Genomic DNA, 14282 nt, shown 5'->3' with positions numbered 1-14282 from the left:
TATTCACTAAGTTGAACAATAGACGGGGTCTATTGTTTGTGAGCGTCATTGTAGGCATGCTTTTTTTAGCCGCTCCTATTATTGCTAAAAGTGATGAAGTGCCTGCTCCACGTCTACAAGGAACATTCGTCCAGTTGCTTTCGCATCATGGTGACTGGACAAAGAGTGATTGGCATGAATTATTTGATGACTTTAGTGCACTCCAACTGTCTCAGATTATTATTCAATGGTCTGTGATTGATGATATTGCATTTTACCCATCACCACACTATTCACATTTACCGAAACACCCCTTGGAAATAGTTCTCAAGCTAGCCGATGAACATAATATAGATGTACTTGTTGGCTTGGCCTATGACACCCAATATTGGGCGAAAGTGGGTAGTGAACCACAAGATCTTGAAGTGTATTTCAATAATTTTTATGAGCGCTCGTCTTTGGCTGCAAGTGAAATGCGCCCATTGGCAACGAAATACTCTTCATTCAAGGGGTGGTATATTTCAGAAGAAATTGATGATATAAATTGGCGTAGTTTTGAATCGCAACAAGTGTTGTTTCATTATCTGGAAAAATTGACTAAACACTTACGGGTTTTAACCCCTGACAAGCAAGTTGCTTTATCCGGTTTTTCAAATGGTGCTTTGAGTCCTGACAGTTTTCAAACATTTTGGAGTGAGTTACTTGTTCGCGCCAATGTTGATACGGTGCTGTTTCAAGATGGAATTGGTGTAAACAAACTGCAGTTAGACAACTTGCACCACTATCTTAAGGCGATGCGCAATGCCGCTTTAGCAACAGGAACTGAGTTACAAGCTATTATCGAAACTTTCACACAAATTGCAGGTATTCCAATCGACAATCAGCCATTTCAGGCAGTCCCTGCACCGCTGGAAAGAATTATTCAGCAACTTTCGATTGCGGCACAATACTCTGAAAAGAATATTGCCTTTAGTATTCCTGAGTATATGACCCCAAAAGGGGGGCACAAGGCAGAACAATTGTATAAACGTTACACTGAGTATTTTTGAAAGTACTTAGGGCTCGTAAATTTTATATCTATGCAGAGTTGACTTGTTTTATTTCCATCTTCCACTTCAGGTGAGTCGCAAGAGTTATCCTTGGGTACTATTGAGGGGGCGGGAGGACAATATGGAGTTTAGTCATGTTAACTGAAAATCAGGTGGTCACTCAAACACGTCAATGGGTGCAAGATATTGTAATACGTCATAACTTGTGTCCTTTTGCTTATAAACCTTTTCGTAACGATGTGATTCGTTATCATGTTTGTATGGCGGCTCAAGAGGATGCAATCGTAGAGGCTTTGATTGATGAGCTGAAACAGCTTCGCGGTGCTGATCGTGAAAAATTGGAGACGACTCTTCTTGTGACTCCCAACTATTTTCATCGTTTTGACGATTACAATCAGTTCCTTAATATCGCTGATGCTTTGATAAAGCAGTTTAATCTTGAGGGTACGATACAAATCGCCAGCTTCCATCCTGACTATCAATTTTCCGATTTGGAGGCGGATGATGTGCGTAATTATACTAACCGTTCACTTTATCCCATGTTTCACTTGATCCTGGAAAAAAGCATCGAAGAGGCGCGTGAAAGTTATCCCGATGTGGATGTCATTCCTGAAAACAATATGAAACTGCTGGCGGAGATGGGTCTGGAAGAGGTGCAGCGGCAGTGGGCTGCATGCAAGTCATCATAATGAATGTTTTCGAGATTCCTGTTTTAAAAATTGCTCTTGAAGACTCTTTGTATCGCTTCAATCGTCTGTTTCAATGGAGTGAAATCAAGCTTCATCATGCACCGCTTGAAAGTACTTTTCAGAGGCTGGGGGTATTGCAGCCGCTCTTGGTTAAAAAAGTTTCAGGCCAATATCATTTGGTGGATGGTTTTAAGCGACTGGCCTATTTAATTGAAAACAAAATCAGTTTGGTATCATGCACTGTTTTATTGGAAAGTGAGCTGGATGATGACTGTTGTGATGCGAGTGTTTTTAATATTGCTTTGCATGAGTCTGGGCTAAATAGAGAAAGCCGGTTTGTTGATAAGTTGCGCTGTGTTGTCTCAGCGATACAGTCGGGTGTTTCTCGCGAGCAGATATTAGAACTTTTTTTGCCCGCACTGGGTCTGGATGCGCATGATCGAGTTTTAAGGCGTTTGGAAAGTATTGCAAAACTTCCTGAGGTCGTACTGGGATTTTGCGGTGAAAAAAGCTTTTCTATGAAACAGTGTTACCACTTAACTCGCCATCCATCGGGCGTTGTTGATCTGGTTTTTTCATGGCGGCCACAGCTTTTTCTAACAGCGGCCGTTGTCAACGAATTGTGTGAATCGTTGAAAGATCACTTGCGAGCTCATGAGTTGACGATTGATGAATTCCGTCAGGATCATGAAGTTTTTTCACTATTGAGTTCAAACTTGAGTCCACAAGAAAAAACAAAACAACTGCGCCAATTGATTCGTTTGCGTCGTTATCCACTGTTGACTAAAATCAATCAGGAAATGGTGGAGTCAAAAGCTGCAATGAAGTTACCGCCTTCCGCAAATTTAGTCTGGGATTCGACGCTGGAAAATCGTGAACTCAAAATGATGTTTGCCGTGAAAGAGCCTGAAGAGTGGCAAGAAGTGGTTGAACGCTTGCAGTCTGGTGAGGTAAATCAAGGTGTTCAAGAGCTGTTTAGGCACTTATAAATTGTTGAATATATGAAATACAAAGGTTATATCGAAAAAGGTCAGCAGGACAGTGCGATTGCCAAGCATTTTTTACAAGTCAGCGATAATGTGGCTGAGGTCGATGCTGCTCCAAATTTATCGGATTATCGTGATGGTAAAAAAATTATTGCCATTACAGAAAAAAAAGGCAATGCATTCAGTCGGTGTGCTTCACATAGCGACCAATATATTTGCTGCAATGTTTATGTGCTGCCTTCTGTTAGCAACTGTCCTTATGATTGTTCTTACTGTTTTTTACAGAACTATTTAACGGATACCACGACTTCTGTTGTTGCAGATACTGCTGCTTTATTAGCGGATGTTAAAAAACGAGCTGCCGAAGAGCCATGGCGATTTTTTCGTTTTGGAACCTGGGAGCTTGGCGACAGCCTCGCGATTGAGCCTCAAACACATGCGTCTGCCGATTTAGTGCGAGCTGTTCAGCCGATGAAAAACTGCTTGTTGGAGCTGAAAACAAAATCAGCACATGTAGATAGTTTGTTGGGGCTGGATCACGGCCAGCGTGTTGTGATTGCATGGAGCTTAAATCCGCAAGCGGTGATTACAGCGGAAGAGCTCAAAACGGCATCATTGCAAGCACGTCTGGAAGCGATTAAAAAAGTTACAGATGATGGTTATCTTGTCGCGATTCATTTTGACCCGATGATTTTGCATGAAGGTTGGCAAGCCGGTTATGAATCGTTGATTGAGCAACTATTTCAAATGGTTTCGCCAAAACAGGTGGCATGGATTTCGATTGGCAGTTTGCGTTTTAATCCTGAAATGAAAAAATCAATGGAACATAACTTCCCCAAAAGCCGTATGACATCGGCTGAAATGGTGTTGGGTGATGATGGTAAAATGCGTTATATCAAACCACTGCGCAGTGCGATGTATCAACATGTGTATCAGCTGATTCGTCGTTATGGCGGTGATGAACCTTATGTATACCTCTGTATGGAGCGGTGGGATATGTGGAAAAAAGTGTTTGGAACCAGCCCTGACTCTGCAGAACATCTTGATTTTTTGATGACAGAGTCGCTCTACCGCCGTTTTCCAGATTTGGTGCATCAGGCGCCTGAGCGAGAATTGTACGAAAGCTCGAAAGTATAATAGCTGTGGCATCATTGCCTTTCATGCCATTGCAGAGCCAAGGTGCTGTATTGCCACGGTTGTGGCTGGGTACATGGAGCATGGGGGGCGAAGGCTTTGGTTTTTGTGATGCGCGAGATGCACAGGCACTGCTTGACTCAGCGTTTGAAGCTGGTATTCGACATTTTGATACGGCGGGATTTTATGCGCATGGAAAATCGGAAAAACTGCTTGTAAATTTAGCCAGGCATCATCGCGAATCAATATTTATTTCCAGTAAAGGTGGCTTGGAATGGCAGGGGCGCAATGTTTTTCATCGAGCCAGCCCCGAGTCTTTACGTCAAAGTTTGCAGCAAAGCCTAAAGCGATTACGTACTGACTATCTGGACTTATACCAGCTACACTGGCCCGACCCAAAGGTGCCGATAAGTGATAGTTTGGACGCATTGCGCGAATTTCAGCAAGAAGGCCTGATTCGTCATTGGGGTGCGTGTAATTTAACAGCACAGCAGGTTGAATCGCATATTCTTGAATTTGCCCGAATAGCACATCAGGTGCACCATAATCCCATTCATCGTAGCGATGATATTTTGCGTATCGGTGAACAACAGCAGCGCTGTCATCACTTGGCTTATTCGCCATTAGAGCAAGGGTTGCTCGGTGATGGGAAAAGTTCAGCGGGGTTGGATTTTCTGGGTAAAAAAGATTTTCGTCGCAGCAATGCTTATTATCACTCTTCAGAAATTCGATGTTGGCTGGATAATCTTCAGCAATTGACAGATCAAAAAAATATTCCCGTCTCTGTGTTGACTCTTGCATGGATTTTTAGTTTTAGAGGTGTTTCAGGCGTTATTGTAGGGCCTAAAACGCTTTCTCAGCTTCAAATATTATTAAAGTATCAGGACTATTTTCAGATGGATCAGGCTGTGTTGATGGAGCTCTGTGGCGAAACTCTTTGGCAACATTTGTGGCGTTACCGAATATATTCAGAAAGCAGTGAAATATTCATCCCCTGAAAGACTATTTTCTACATAGACAGCCCAGCGTGGTAACCCAATATAACTTCAAATAAAAATAATTACGAACGCTTGATTTTGTGTTTCGAAATTAATATCACAAGCCGTCATACTTTTCAGCTTCATTTCAGGTAACTGTTTTATCTTAGTCCTCAATATGACAGTAAGAGGAGAATAGATATGGCACAACAATGGGTTAAAGTCTGGGATCCATTAGTACGGTTTTTCCATTGGAGTCTGGTTCTCAGCTTCATGATTGCGTACCTCACCGACGATGATTTTTTAACGCTGCACGTTTATGCAGGTTATTACATATTTGGGCTGATCGCTGTTCGAGTGATCTGGGGATTCATTGGCACAAAGCACGCGCGCTTCACCAATTTTGTAAAAAGCCCTGCTGAGGTTAAACAATATATTAAAAGCATCTTCACTTTTCACCCACGCCGTTACTTGGGGCATAACCCCGCGGGTGGCCTGATGGTAATTGCGCTGATGGTCAGCATTACTCTGACTGGCGTATTGGGATTGGCTCTCTATGGAGTTGAAGAAGCCGCCGGCCCTTTCGCTAATATCGGGTTCTACTTAGGCGGTGCATCTGAAGATCTCTTTGAAGAGCTTCATGAGTTTTTTGCAAACTTCACGGTTCTGCTTATCGTGCTTCATGTCGCTGGTGTTTTACTCGCCAGTTTTCAACATCAAGAAAGTCTTATTCGGAGCATGATTTCAGGAAAAAAACGTTTAGAAGAGACTTCAATAGGAACTCAGTCAGGAGGTGTCCGCAACAAATGGCAAACCAACATGATGGAACTTTTGATACAAGTGGTTCATCGAGTGAAATCTCAGTTTCAACAAAAGTAAATACTTTTCATTAAATAAGGTGCTCAATCATGAAAAAATTAAGTTTATTTGTAACACTGGCGGCCACACTGGCTATCGGAACTGGATTAGTCTATGCAAGTAACTATGAAGGTAATAAAGAAAGTGAACGAGATCATCGCTATGATCGTAACTATGGTGGAAAGTTAGATGTGGCTCCGGTAAACAATGCGCAATACAAAGAAGAGTGTGGCAGTTGCCATATGGCCTTTCAGCCAGGTTTTTTGCCTGCTCGCTCATGGGAAAAATTAATGAATGGTCTAGAAGATCACTTTGGAGAGAGTGCAGAGATGGAACTGGCAGATCAAAAGGTGTTAACAGACTATCTAAAAGAAAATGCTGCGGATCAGTCTGATTATAAACGCTCCCGTTCATTCAGCCGCTCCATAGCACCCAATGCTGCGCCTTTGCGTATTACTGAGGTACGTTATTTTATTAAAGAACATGATGAGTTATCACGCCGCATGGTTCAAGATAATCCCGAGGTAAAGTCGTTCAGCAAGTGTGAAGCGTGCCATCAAAGTGCTGAGCAAGGCTCTTATGATGAATATCAAATTCGTATTCCAGGGTATGGCCGATGGGACGACTAATCATCATGATCACACTGACCCTGCTGACGATGGGTTGGCAGGGGTTAACCTGGGCGGATGATGACCATGAAAAAGCGCTGCAATTACGTGAACTGGGTGAAATCATGGCGTTGGAAGAGATTCTGAAACATGCAAAAAAAGAGATCAATGGGCGCATATTGGAACTGGAGCTTGAGCGCGAAGATGGCATTTATCTTTATGAAATATTGATCCTGGATTCAGAAGGTCAGCTATGGGAAATTGAAATTGATGCGAGCAGTGGAAAAATACTTAAAAGGGAGCTGGAGGATTAAGCCATGCGTTTACTATTAGTCGAGGATGATGAAAAACTGGCGGGACATATCAAGTCAGATCTTAAGCGCCATGGCTATGTGGTGGATGTGGCAAATAATGGTATTGATGGCGAATTTCTCGGTGATGAAACGCCCTATGATCTGGTGGTGCTGGATCTCGGATTGCCCGACCGGCCTGGAATGGAAGTATTGCGAAACTGGCGAAGCCGGGAAAATCGAGTGCCCGTCCTCATTCTCACCGCACGAGATGCATGGCATGAGCGAGTCGATGGCCTTAAAGCAGGAGCCGATGACTATCTTGGCAAACCCTTTCACCCCGAAGAGCTGTTGGCGCGCATTGATGCATTAGTGCGACGCAGCCACGGCAAGGCTGCCTCCGGGCTGAGTTTGGCTGGAATTACTCTGGATGAAGAGCGCCAGGTGGCGATGACACCAGAGGGTAAACAACACGAATTAACAGGCACCGAATTCAGGCTGCTGCGTTACTTCATGCTTCATCCGGGCGTGATTCTTTCTAAAAGTCGCCTCACTGAACATGTTTACGAAGGTGATACAGACCGTGACAGCAATGTCATTGAAGTCTATGTCACACGTTTACGCCATAAAATCGACAAAAAACTGATCGAAACTCGACGGGGTCAAGGTTATATTTTTGCTGGAACTCAACCGTGAAATCATTGCAACAACGGTTACACCTTGGGCTGACATCCAGTTTGGTGATTTTGATGGGAGCAATGTGGTGGCTTACCAGCGCGAGTATTGCGCACATCTCACAAGAGGTGATGCTTTCACGTTTAGAGCATGATGGTGAGGCGTTGCTAACCGCGTTGATGGTAAATAAAGAGCAACTACAGCTGAAACCTGAAAGCACAGGAGGCATTTATAGCCAGGTTTTTTCGGGACACTATTACCTTGTGCTCAGCGGCTCGCAAACATTACGTTCACGTTCACTCTGGGATGAACAGCTGGTGAGCCGCTTGATGGCTCCAGGGAAAAGTGATTATTGGCAGGCGATCGGCCCGAACCATCAGCCGTTACTCTTTCATGCCACGGGTTACCGGCGTTATCAGCAAGATATCACCATCATTGTTGCCGAAGACCTTTCACCACTGCATGAATCCTTGGCTCAATTTAATCGCTATTTTGCGCTTGGCGTGCTTCTTATTTTATTGACTCTTCTTGCTGTTCAGCACCAAGTGATTGTTCGTTCTTTTCGTTCTTTGAATCGAGTGCGTGATGAGTTGAAGCAGCTCTCTTCCGGTAACCTGACAAGCCTTTCTGAAGAAGTGCCCACGGAAGTTCAGCCCTTGGTGAGTGAGGTGAACCATCTATTGCAACTGCTGAGTCAGCGTTTACAACGCTCACGCAATGCGATGGGTAATTTATCTCATGCACTGAAGCACCCTCTGAACCTTATCATGCAACTCACACGAGATGACGCATTAAAACCGCACCCAGAGCTAACTTCAGAGCTGAATAAAAATACCCAGCAGATCCACCAACTTATGGAGCGTGAACTCAAAAGAGCACGACTCTCTGGAACCGCAATACCTGGGCAGCGCTTCGTACCCAGTGAAGAGTTGCCGACACTTATTGATGTGTTGCAGCGTGTCTATCGTGATAAAGCTCTGAACATAGAGAGCCACATTGATGAACCGATGGAGTGCCAGGCTGATCGTAATGATATGCTGGAATTGCTGGGTAATTTGCTAGATAACGCATGCAAATGGGCCAACGGCCAAGTGATCTGCACATTACAAAAAAAACAGGGTCTGCATATCACCATTGAAGATGATGGCCCCGGCTGTGATAACGAACAGTTGCAACGACTCACCCAGCGTGGCGTGCGTATTGATGAATCTGTCAGTGGGCACGGGCTAGGGCTGGCTATAGTAAAAGAGATTGTTGAACTTTATGGGGGAAAGATTACTTTTGGACACTCTGCAACATTGGGTGGTTTGGAAGTTCGGGTGGTTTTTCCTGAAAATCGAGTCTAAATATATTGGCTTGATCTTATTATTTATGGGGGAGAGTTCATTGCAAACTGTTGGAGTTGGCGGTTGCGCAGGACAGCCTCCTAGAAGCCACTGGCTACGGCTTTGGTAATATGCGCTTGTTCGTGTCATTATTCATGGAGGCCTCCAGTTGGGCGAAAATTAGCTCCGAAACTTGAAGTATAAATTATTCAGTATACGTCCCTTATCCCGAAGTTAGTAAACAGATCGCCTCTGAAAGGGTATAATGCGCGAAAATATTTTCATCCCACTTTCAATAAAGTTAAAAGGAATGATGTTTCATGAGTGATGAGCAGTTACACGCACGTGTGAGATTATTTGGGAATTTGCTGGGCAATATTTTGCATGCCCAGGCGGGTGATAAAGTATTCGAGGCTGTTGAGACTCTGCGAAAAGGGTACATTGATCTTCGAGATCACGTCGATGCTGAAAAAAGTAAAATGCTGCGCAGGTTGATTGCCGACCTTGATTCTGAAAGCGTTACTCACGTAGTTCGTGCATTCAGTACTTATTTCAGTCTGGTTAACATTGCTGAAGAGTCTTATCAGCATCGAGAGCGTCGCCAACAGGTACACAAGGGTGGTGTACTTTGGCACGGCTCGTTCGATAGAACACTTCGAGAGTTTCGTGATCAAGAAATTAGTGAGCAGCAACTGCAAATTTTGCTGAATCGTCTTGCTTATATTCCAGTCATGACTGCGCACCCGACGGAGTCAAAACGCCGTATTATCATGGAAGCACTGCGCCGAGTATTTGTGACCAGTGAGCGTGTTGATAATCCTAACCTGAGTGAGTATGAGCGTCAGGAGATTATTCGTAACTTGGAAACTCAGATTCAGATTTTATGGAAAACTGATGAAGTTCGAGTGAAAAAGCCAACGGTTGCAGATGAACTTAAAAATGGTATTTACTATTTTGAAGACAGTCTGTTTGATGCTGTATGCACGACTTACCGTTATCTAGAAAGAGCGATTGATCGTGTTTACGGCGAAGATGGCTCTCTGCAACACAATATTCGTGTGCCTAATTTTATTCATTTCGGTTCATGGATTGGCGGCGATCGTGATGGAAATCCTAATGTTAAACCTGAGACAACGGTTTATGCGATGCGTACGCAGTCTCGATCTATCTTGGGTGAGTATATTGACCGTGTGACAGGGCTCAGCCGTATTTTATCGCATTCAAGCTTGCTATGTCAGCCCAGTGAAAAACTCTTGAAAAGTCTGGAAAATGATGAGCGTTATGCTGAAGTTGCACTGGGGCATGTTGATCGCTTTCGTGATGAGTGTTATCGGCGTAAGTTGTATGTCATGCGCTATCGCTTGCAGTGTAATTTAAAAGCAGTGAAGCAGCGCTTAGCTGGTGAATCGCCAACGGCTTTTGAGGATGCCTATCCATCAGAGAATGAATTTCTTGAAGATTTGTGTGTGATTCATCGTTCCTTGGTCAGTCATGGTGATGGCAGTGCTGCGAATGGTGAGCTGAAAGACTTGATTCGTCTGGTAGAAACTTTTGGCTTTTTTCTGGCTCAGCTGGATATTCGTCAAGAATCAACACGCCATACAGAGGCGGTTGCTGAAATTATCGCTCAGTATGACAGTGAGCTGGATTATCTATCACTGAATGAATCTGAAAGATTGCAGGCATTGGCTCGTTTTATCGAGCAGGACAAAAAATCATCTTCGATTGATCGAGATGTTTTGAGTGAGCCAACGCTTGAAACGCTAGATGTGTTTGGTGTGATGGTTCAAATGCGTAAAGAGATCAGTCCTCGTGCGTTTGGTAGTTATGTGGTTTCTATGACGCACACAGCCAGTCATGTCATGGAGGTGATGTGGTTGGCCTATATGAATGGTTTGGTAGGGCTGCGGGGTTCTGAGTGGTTTTGTCATGTCAATGTGTCACCGCTGTTCGAAACGATTGAAGATTTGTCACATATTGAACCGGTAATGAATACGCTGTTCGATGATCCGACTTATACCACTCTGTTGAAATCATCGGGCAATTTGCAGGAAGTCATGCTGGGTTATTCTGACTCATGTAAAGATGGCGGTATTCTGAGCTCTGTCTGGAGTCTTTATGAGGCTCAAAAGCGAGTGATTGCACTGGCACAGTCACGCAGTATTGATTGTCGCTTGTTTCATGGTCGTGGTGGGACGATTGGTCGGGGTGGCGGTCCAACACATGATGCCATTTTATCCCAACCTTCAGGAACGGTGCTGGGACAAATCAAAATTACTGAACAGGGCGAAATGCTCTCTTCTAAATACAGTAATGTTGAAACAGCGGTTTACGAACTCTCTCTCGGTGTGACTGGTTTGATGAAATCCAGTACAAGTCTGATTGTAGGGGCTAAGAAAGATAATGATGAATATCTGGAGATTATGAGCCAAATTGCTCGTAGTGGTGAGGACTCTTATCGTAATCTAACAGATCATCAGGCTGGGTTTTTTAACTTTTTTTATGAAACTTCCCCTGTGACGGAGCTGGGGTATATGAATTTGGGCTCACGCCCAAGTCATCGTAAAAAAGGGGATCCTTCCAAATCATCAATCCGTGCAATTCCCTGGGTATTTGGCTGGGCTCAGTCACGCTATACCATGCCCGCATGGTATGGAATAGGGAGTGCTTTTGAGGCGTTAAAAGAGAAACAACCTGATGTGTTGGAAAAACTCAAAGAGATGAATCAGCAGTGGCCATTTTTTAGTGCTTTGATTGGCAATACGCAGATGGCTTTGTTTAAGGCTAATATGGAAACTGCAAAAGAGTATGCGGGTTTGTGTGAAGATAAAGCGTTGGCCGATCAATTTTTTCAACAGATTAATGATGAGTTTAATAAAACGGTGAAGGCTATTCTGAGTATTGCCGGGATAAGTCGTCTGCTTGAGGATAGCTCATCTTTGGAGTTTACGCTTCATCGACGTGATCCATATCTTGATCCGCTCAACCATATTCAGATTGTACTGCTTGAGCGTTGTCGTGATGAATCGTTAAGTGACGAAGAGCGGCAGCAGTGGATTGATCCATTGCTCAGGAGTATTAATGCCATTGCGTCAGGAATGCGAAATACGGGCTAAAATTTGTTCTATATGTGCCGATAGAGCAACTGTTTTCTTGTTTTAAGAACGTATTTAATTTTTGGTGAAAGGAATAGCCCATATATGAATATGCAAGAAGTTCGCACAATCGCTCGTGAGAATGGTATTAAGTCTGGGAAACTGAATAAAACAGTTTTGATTAGAACAATTCAGGAATGTGAAGGTAATTACAGTTGTTTTGCGACTGAGAAATCCAATGGTTGTGATCAGGTGGGCTGTTTGTGGCGTGATGACTGTTTTTCTTCGGCAAGGCGTGCGTTGAAAATGTAATTTGTTTGAGTCGTATTGTTAATAATAAAGCCCCGTTTATTTTCAAATGAGCGGGGCTTTTTTGTTTATTTATGCAGCTTGAGTCGGAATTGAACTTTTGCAGTGGGAAATTTGGTTGTTTTCATCGAAATAGACTAGAACTGGCTTGAAAGTATCAAGCTCTTGTTTGTGTAAAGTTGCATAGGTGCAGATAATGAGCCGATCATCTGGGTTGGCTTTATGGGCGGCTGCGCCGTTGACTGATATAATTCCAGAGTTTTCTTCGCCGCGAATCGCGTATGTGGTAAAGCGCTCACCATTATTGATGTTGTATATATGAATTTGCTCATACTCCAGTATGTTCGCAGCATCAAGTAATACACCATCAATCGCACATGAGCCTTCGTATTCAAGCTCTGAGTGAGTGACTCGTACACGGTGTAATTTAGATTTGAGCATGGTGCACTGCATATAGCAAAACGCTCCTATTCTGTTATTGGGTCGCGTAGTATAACATTTCCTGTAATTTCCTGTAATTTCCTGTATTTTTGAGCCTTGTCTAAACTGTTTTGTAGGTTTAACTAAATGGCAGTGCTTGTGGGGGTTGGGTGTTAGAGTCCTCCGGTTGCCCGATTATATGGCTTTTTTAATGTAGAGAACAAAATAAGCAAGGCAGAGCATAAAAGCAATATGGATGCTGGCATAGGAACAGGTGTTGGCATAAATGTTATACTAAATTTATCTCCAGGAGGATAGAAGGAGTTGTCCCCTTTATTTCGTGGTGCGGGAGTAATCCAAGATGCTGAAAATGTATTATTTCCATTGTCAATTATAGGAACCCACCCTGGGTTGCCGATATCCCAGCCATCATAAGCAGTTCCATTTTCATCCCAAACGGTAAATACTAATGAGCTAAAATTTGCGCGCATTTCACTGAGGTCAATTTGCGGTGCTGTCATATCATTAAAATCATGTACAGGACTTGAAAATATACTCCAATCATTGAATGAGTAACTCATCTCTCCTCTTCCTCCTCCTCTTCTATAATTCGCACAGCAAATAACAGAACTAGTTAAAATCCTTTCGGAATAGTCTGTATTAAACTGACCATCTGTGAAAGTCGCACCTCCAAATGTGAATTCAGAAATTTCAGAATTACCACTCCAGGCATTAGTGGCACCAATAGCCATCCATGTTGTTGCCTGCGTTATCTGCGCTGCCTGCAGGGATATTGGTGCTAAGATGAGTGTTGCTAATGTTATTATTTTTAATACATTATTTTTATAAGACATTTCTTTCTCCCAAATATTTGGGTGCGCTCAGCATGAGCGTGAGCTAATGAGGTGAAAATCCTCTTTAGACAAATCAAGCACCCTGCAATTATACTGTTATAGGGCTTTTTACCCTTTTTATTTGTCAGTGTATTTTAGCACATTAACGACGGGAATTGCTGGTGTTGTTACGTTATTATGTGGCAGTGATCGTGACACTTATGTTGTCGATAAGGCGGGTTTTTCCAAGCTTGGCTGCTGCCAGTATAACAAGGTGGCTATCCTCTGGCTGTACGAGTGCTAAATTATCGGCTCGGCGTATACTGAAATAATCAGGGGCAAAGTTCTCTTTTGCGAGCATTGAAAGTGCGCTTTTTTCTAGTGCCGTGTAGTCAAGGTTGCCTGATTGCAGTTCCTTTTTTATTTGTTTTAATGTTTTGTATAGGGTGGGGGCATTTTGTCGCTCACTGACTGACAGATAGCTGTTGCGCGAACTTATGGCAAGGCCATCATGCTCTCTTATTGTGGGTGTGCTCAGGATGGTGACCGGAATGCATAAATCTTCAGTGACACGGCGAATGATCAATAGTTGCTGGTAGTCTTTTTCGCCAAAGAGTGCGATATCAGGCTGTATGATATTGAAAAACTTAGTGACGATGGTCGAAACGCCTGTGAAATGATTTGGGCGATGAGCGCCACATAAAATATCAGAATAACCAGGTACTTCAACGCGAGTGCTTGCTTCAATGCCTTGAGGGTAGAGGTCTGATGCAGTTGGTATAAATAGCAAATCAATCCCTGCTTCGAATAACTTTTTATTGTCGTCTTGTGGTGTGTGAGGGTAATTTTCAAAATCTTCATCTGTTCCAAATTGCATTGGGTTGACAAAGATGCTGACAACAACATGATCAGCACGTTGATGGGCTTGTTTGATGAGTGATAGGTGGCCATCATGCAAATTTCCCATGGTTGGGATAAATGCAATCTGTTTATCTGCATTGTGCCATGCTCGGATCTGGGCATGTATTTCATCTATTTTTTGTATGGTACGCATA

Annotated in this window: 15 protein-coding genes; 12 read left to right on the top strand and 3 right to left on the bottom strand. The window is 43.3% G+C overall.

What is annotated here, in order from left to right:
- The first annotated feature begins 38 nt into the window (after positions 1-38).
- From L3J70_09755 to L3J70_09700, 12 genes are all read left to right on the top strand, one after another.
- The gene (locus L3J70_09755; protein ID MCF6236637.1) at positions 39-1028 is read left to right on the top strand and encodes a DUF4434 domain-containing protein; all 990 of its coding nucleotides are present in this window, start codon (positions 39-41) and stop codon (positions 1026-1028) included.
- A 134-nt stretch (positions 1029-1162) separates the two neighbouring features.
- Positions 1163-1717: a DUF1415 domain-containing protein gene (locus L3J70_09750; GenBank protein ID MCF6236636.1), complete on the top strand. Its 555-nt coding sequence runs from the start codon at positions 1163-1165 to the stop codon at positions 1715-1717.
- Positions 1717-2706: a ParB N-terminal domain-containing protein gene (locus L3J70_09745; protein ID MCF6236635.1), complete on the top strand. Its 990-nt coding sequence runs from the start codon at positions 1717-1719 to the stop codon at positions 2704-2706. Before L3J70_09750 ends, L3J70_09745 begins: the two co-directional genes overlap by 1 nt.
- Before the next feature lie 12 nt (positions 2707-2718).
- Entirely contained in the window at positions 2719-3840 is a 1122-nt protein-coding gene (locus L3J70_09740; protein MCF6236634.1) for a DNA photolyase, read from the top strand.
- Between the two features lie 5 nt (positions 3841-3845).
- Entirely contained in the window at positions 3846-4835 is a 990-nt protein-coding gene (locus tag L3J70_09735) for an aldo/keto reductase (protein MCF6236633.1), read from the top strand.
- A 180-nt stretch (positions 4836-5015) separates the two neighbouring features.
- Positions 5016-5693: a cytochrome b/b6 domain-containing protein gene (locus L3J70_09730; protein MCF6236632.1), complete on the top strand. Its 678-nt coding sequence runs from the start codon at positions 5016-5018 to the stop codon at positions 5691-5693.
- A gap of 29 nt (positions 5694-5722) precedes the next feature.
- Entirely contained in the window at positions 5723-6301 is a 579-nt protein-coding gene (locus L3J70_09725) for a diheme cytochrome c (GenBank protein MCF6236631.1), read from the top strand.
- Positions 6289-6594: a PepSY domain-containing protein gene (locus L3J70_09720; GenBank protein ID MCF6236630.1), complete on the top strand. Its 306-nt coding sequence runs from the start codon at positions 6289-6291 to the stop codon at positions 6592-6594. The genes L3J70_09725 and L3J70_09720 overlap by 13 nt, the downstream gene beginning before the upstream one ends.
- Before the next feature lie 3 nt (positions 6595-6597).
- Entirely contained in the window at positions 6598-7266 is a 669-nt protein-coding gene (locus tag L3J70_09715; GenBank protein MCF6236629.1) for a response regulator transcription factor, read from the top strand.
- Entirely contained in the window at positions 7263-8591 is a 1329-nt protein-coding gene (locus L3J70_09710) for a sensor histidine kinase (protein MCF6236628.1), read from the top strand. Before L3J70_09715 ends, L3J70_09710 begins: the two co-directional genes overlap by 4 nt.
- Positions 8592-8890: 299 nt before the next feature.
- Positions 8891-11686, top strand: coding sequence for a phosphoenolpyruvate carboxylase (gene ppc, locus L3J70_09705; protein MCF6236627.1), 2796 nt, complete (start codon positions 8891-8893; stop codon positions 11684-11686).
- 84 nt (positions 11687-11770) lie between these two features.
- Positions 11771-11977: an SAP domain-containing protein gene (locus L3J70_09700; protein MCF6236626.1), complete on the top strand. Its 207-nt coding sequence runs from the start codon at positions 11771-11773 to the stop codon at positions 11975-11977.
- Between the two features lie 69 nt (positions 11978-12046).
- On the opposite strand, the gene L3J70_09695 is transcribed toward L3J70_09700, so the two are convergent.
- The 3 genes from L3J70_09695 to panC all read right to left on the bottom strand — a co-directional run bounded on the left by L3J70_09695 (position 12047) and on the right by panC (position 14281).
- On the bottom strand, positions 12047-12427 hold the full coding sequence (locus L3J70_09695) for an aspartate 1-decarboxylase (protein MCF6236625.1): 381 nt from the start codon (positions 12425-12427) through the stop codon (positions 12047-12049).
- 140 nt (positions 12428-12567) lie between these two features.
- Positions 12568-13248, bottom strand: coding sequence for a hypothetical protein (locus L3J70_09690; protein MCF6236624.1), 681 nt, complete (start codon positions 13246-13248; stop codon positions 12568-12570).
- Between the two features lie 175 nt (positions 13249-13423).
- The gene (panC, locus tag L3J70_09685) at positions 13424-14281 is read right to left on the bottom strand and encodes a pantoate--beta-alanine ligase (GenBank protein ID MCF6236623.1); all 858 of its coding nucleotides are present in this window, start codon (positions 14279-14281) and stop codon (positions 13424-13426) included.
- Position 14282: the final 1 nt, after the last annotated feature.

The sequence above is a fragment of the Gammaproteobacteria bacterium genome, assembly GCA_021648145.1.
In the GTDB taxonomy this organism is placed as follows: Bacteria; Pseudomonadota; Gammaproteobacteria; order JAADGQ01; family JAADGQ01; genus S141-38.
This window is presented reverse-complemented; position numbering and strand designations above follow the sequence as displayed.

What these genes read in the sequence shown, in the direction of transcription:
- L3J70_09750 (MCF6236636.1), top strand. Translation starts at nt 1,163, where the DNA reads ATGTTAACTGAAAATCAGGTGGTCACTCAAACACGTCAATGGGTGCAA.
- L3J70_09725 (MCF6236631.1), top strand. Translation starts at nt 5,723, where the DNA reads ATGAAAAAATTAAGTTTATTTGTAACACTGGCGGCCACACTGGCTATC.
- L3J70_09700 (MCF6236626.1), top strand. Translation starts at nt 11,771, where the DNA reads ATGAATATGCAAGAAGTTCGCACAATCGCTCGTGAGAATGGTATTAAG.
- ppc (MCF6236627.1), top strand. Translation starts at nt 8,891, where the DNA reads ATGAGTGATGAGCAGTTACACGCACGTGTGAGATTATTTGGGAATTTG.
- L3J70_09745 (MCF6236635.1), top strand. Translation starts at nt 1,717, where the DNA reads ATGAATGTTTTCGAGATTCCTGTTTTAAAAATTGCTCTTGAAGACTCT.
- L3J70_09690 (MCF6236624.1), bottom strand. Translation starts at nt 13,248, where the DNA reads ATGTCTTATAAAAATAATGTATTAAAAATAATAACATTAGCAACACTC.
- L3J70_09720 (MCF6236630.1), top strand. Translation starts at nt 6,289, where the DNA reads ATGGGACGACTAATCATCATGATCACACTGACCCTGCTGACGATGGGT.
- L3J70_09740 (MCF6236634.1), top strand. Translation starts at nt 2,719, where the DNA reads ATGAAATACAAAGGTTATATCGAAAAAGGTCAGCAGGACAGTGCGATT.
- panC (MCF6236623.1), bottom strand. Translation starts at nt 14,281, where the DNA reads ATGCGTACCATACAAAAAATAGATGAAATACATGCCCAGATCCGAGCA.
- L3J70_09730 (MCF6236632.1), top strand. Translation starts at nt 5,016, where the DNA reads ATGGCACAACAATGGGTTAAAGTCTGGGATCCATTAGTACGGTTTTTC.
- L3J70_09695 (MCF6236625.1), bottom strand. Translation starts at nt 12,427, where the DNA reads ATGCAGTGCACCATGCTCAAATCTAAATTACACCGTGTACGAGTCACT.
- L3J70_09715 (MCF6236629.1), top strand. Translation starts at nt 6,598, where the DNA reads ATGCGTTTACTATTAGTCGAGGATGATGAAAAACTGGCGGGACATATC.